The sequence below is a fragment of the Dankookia rubra genome (assembly GCF_004355005.1).
In the GTDB taxonomy this organism is placed as follows: Bacteria; Pseudomonadota; Alphaproteobacteria; order Acetobacterales; family Acetobacteraceae; genus Paracraurococcus; species Paracraurococcus ruber_A.
In genome coordinates this window covers 1-3,257 of record NZ_SMSJ01000212.1, presented here as the reverse complement: position 1 = coordinate 3,257, position 3,257 = coordinate 1, and the positions used below count along the sequence as shown (strand labels likewise).

The following is a 3,257-nucleotide window of genomic DNA, read 5'->3' as shown; positions in this document are numbered from 1 at the left end:
AACTGGACGCCGGCTGGCGACGTCTGCCTCAACCCCGAGCGCGACGCCCGAGACCCGAAAATCAGAGACGCCGCCTGATCGGCACCGGACAACTTCTTTGACAATCACCGGAGCCAATCCGGACTCAGCATTGACAACCTGTTCGAGCTGCGCCTCAGCCAGGGCGGGCTGATGAACCTGCTCCGCCGCGCCCGAGGCCGGTTCCAGGCCGGGCGCGTGGCAGCCGTCGCAACGCTGCGCCGTGCCGAGGTGGTAGCCTCGGTGGTCGGAAGCACTGCTTCCGACGGGTGCGGATCGAGGGCTGCTCCGGCTACCACCGTCCGCAGCTGGGCAAGGGAGCGCCGAAGGACGGAGCGGAATAGAACCCGTGCGCCCCGACCGCCGACGGCTAGCCATAGCGGCCGCCCTCGGGCCGGCGCTTGGCGCGGCTGCTGATGGCCGTGTCCAGGACCCTGTCGCGGCCTGACAGGACCTTCGTCGCCGAGCTGCGGAAGGACATCACCGCCGTGGAAGCCGCGCTCAGCCTGCCCTGGACGACCAGCCCAGCCGAGGGACAGATCTGCCGCATCAAAATGATCAAGCGCACCATGTACGGCCGAGCAGGTGACCAGCCCCCATCGAGTGGTCCGGGCGGAATTTTAGTGGACCACCGCCGCCGCGCCTGCTCCTGAGCTGATCTGCGATCTGGCCACTGGCACCGTCTCCGGCGCGGGCGGCCGATAGCCCAGCGACGAGTGCGGCCGCACCCGGTTGTAGTGCTGGCGCCATTCCTCAATCAGCACCTGGGCTTCCCGGAGCGTGTTGAACACCTCGCCGTTCAGCAGCTCATCGCGCAGCTTGCCGTTGAAGGATTCGACATAGCCGTTCTCCCACGGGCTCGCCTTCTCGATGTACGCCGTCTTCGCGCCGACGCCCACGATCCAGGCCTTCACCGCCTCGGCGATGAACTCCGGCCCCTGGTCCGAGCGGATATGAGCGGGCGTGCCGTGCCTCAGGAACAGGTCAGCCAGCAGGTCGATCACGTCCGACGAGCTGAGCTTGCGCGCGACGCGGATCGCCAGCGCCTCGCGGGTGAACTCGTCGACCACGCAGAGCATCCGGAACTTGCGACCTTCGCGGGTACGATCCTCGACGAAGTCGTAGGCCCAGACGTGGTTCGGCCGCTCCGGCCGCAGCCGGATGCAGGAGCCGTCCGCCAGCCACAGCCTGCCGCGCTTTAGCTGCCGCTGCGGCACCTTCAACCCCTCGCCTCGCCAGATCCGCTCGACGCGCTTGCGGTTCACCAACCAGCCCGCACCGCGCAGTAGTGCCGTGATCCGCCGGTAGCCATATCGGCCATAGCGCTTCGCCAACTCGACGATATCGGCCGTCAGCCTGGCTTCGTTATCTGCCCCGCGCGGCGCCTTCCGCTGCGTCGAGCGGTGCTGCCCCAGCACCTTACAGGCCTGCCGCTCGGACACGCCGAGTTCGCGCACCACATGCTCGACGCACGCCCGGCGCCGCGCAGGGCTCACCATTTTCCCGACGCGGCTTCCTTCAGAATGACCTTCTCCAGCGTCAGATCCGACACAGCCTTCCGCAGCCGGGCGTTCTCGCGTTCCAGCTCTTTCAGCCGCTTCACCTGATCCACCTTCAGGCCGCCGTACTCCGACCGCCAGCGATAGTAGCTCGGCTCCGTCACGCCGATTGATCGGACCGCCTCGGCCACTGACTTGCCCTGGCCCACCAGAACCTCGACCTGCCGCAGCTTGGCGACGATCTCCTCCGACGTGTGCGCCTTCCTCCGCGCCATCCCAGCCTCCTCCGTAGCCGCCGGACTACCTTACCGGCGGACTACTTCTACGGGGGCAGGTCACAGGCTTCGCGCTGCTCCGCGCCCGCGTGATGCACGCCGCGTGACGGCGCCGCGGCAGCACGGGAAATGCGAGAGAGCCAATCCAAACTCAGTATCGACAGCGCCTCGAGTGCAAGCTTTAAATTTAGACTCGGTTTGCAAACTCCCAGACTGGCCCGCGGCACTGAACGGCCGCAGCGAGTGCCGGACAGAAGTCATCACCCACCTGCGCCTGCGCGATCCTGCAGAAAGTTCTTGCATTCAGGGGAGCGCCACAGAAGAAGAGAACGCCCAGGGGAACGAACCTTTCGTGTTGATGAAGTTTGCTCCTCCGGCTTTCGTGAGTGGCGTTCTGCGTAACGTCAAAGGCACCTTGGGACTTCGAGAGGAGTTCCAAGTGTCTACCTGTACTTTTCTGACCACCAGCTGGGATGACGGCCACCCACTTGATCTTCGGGTTGCTGAGATGCTTGCCAAATACAATTTGCAGGGTACATTCTATGTTCCCAAGCACGCAAAGACGCGCACAATGAACTCGGGACAGCTGCGCGCCTTAGCGAGCGGTTTTGAAATTGGCGCACACACTCTCAACCACGTTAAGTTGACGAGTTTAGCAAATCCTCATGCGCGGGATGAAATTATAAGTTCGAAGAATTGGATTGAATATGAGACGGGTACTCCTTGTCGCATGTTTTGCCCGCCTTCCGGACGGTTTTCAGCGGTTCATGTTAAAATGGCCCGTGATGCTGGCTTTTCGGGTTTAAGAACTGTTGAAATGGCCTCGCTGAGCTATCCACACCCTCTTAGCGGTATCTCAATAATGCCCACCTCTGTTCAGGCCCACCCACATGGTATTGCTGGGTATTTTCGGAATGCCGTCAGACGCGCTGCTTTCAGAAATTTTTGGTCATACATCTCGCATGGCCGGAGCGGTGACTGGACTAGTATGGCGTGCTCTCTGCTCGATTCCGCAATAAGAAACGGTGGTACATTCCACCTCTGGGGACATTCCTGGGAGCTTGAGGAGCAGGAACAATGGCAGCGTCTTGAATTAGTATTGAAGGAGATGGGTAATTATACGAGCCGAGTTCTTTGCGTAGATAACTTCAAGGTTTGTAGCACAATCGCTGCTCCCCTGGTCATGGGGAAAACTTAGGGTTTCGGTGATTGCCCACCCTCTCTGTCTTTTGCGACGTAGTGATTAGAGCCTATCCGGGATCATGCGGTTCTCTGACATAGCCTTTGGAGCATGAGGCGGACGGAGGCCGAGCGGAGGAAGGCGAGTGCGCTGCGATTCAGGCATTCTCAATCCCTAGGAGCTCGTCCACGTAACGGCTGAAGAGGCTCGACAGGCGGATCGTGCGGTGATTCGCTCGGCGGCATGACGAAGAGCTTTCGGCCCTGGAAGGTGGACGAGGCCTGG

The 3,257-nt window shown here is 61.9% G+C and carries 3 protein-coding genes and 1 pseudogene; 3 read left to right on the top strand and 1 reads right to left on the bottom strand.

Features of this window, described 5'->3' with window-relative positions; all coding sequences use genetic code 11:
* Positions 1-108 precede the first annotated feature (108 nt).
* Both E2C06_RS35945 and E2C06_RS40100 read left to right on the top strand, forming a co-directional pair.
* Positions 109-317, top strand: a pseudogene (locus E2C06_RS35945) (IS66 family transposase); the annotation flags it as partial.
* 117 nt (positions 318-434) lie between these two features.
* Positions 435-671, top strand: a complete 237-nt coding sequence (locus tag E2C06_RS40100; RefSeq protein WP_370451531.1) for a hypothetical protein — start codon at positions 435-437, stop codon at positions 669-671.
* Here the strand turns inward: E2C06_RS40100 and E2C06_RS35935 are convergent.
* Positions 639-1,792 (bottom strand): IS3 family transposase gene (locus E2C06_RS35935; RefSeq protein ID WP_133293318.1). Its coding sequence is split into 2 segments (ribosomal slippage): positions 639-1,516 and positions 1,516-1,792, totalling 1,155 coding nucleotides; the frame shifts between segments, so codons are not numbered across the junction. The two genes, E2C06_RS40100 and E2C06_RS35935, sit on opposite strands and share 33 nt — an antisense overlap.
* A 172-nt stretch (positions 1,793-1,964) precedes the next feature.
* Between E2C06_RS35935 and E2C06_RS35930 the strand changes: the two genes are divergently transcribed.
* Positions 1,965-2,990: a polysaccharide deacetylase family protein gene (locus E2C06_RS35930; RefSeq protein WP_133293317.1), complete on the top strand. Its 1,026-nt coding sequence runs from the start codon at positions 1,965-1,967 to the stop codon at positions 2,988-2,990.
* Positions 2,991-3,257: the final 267 nt, after the last annotated feature.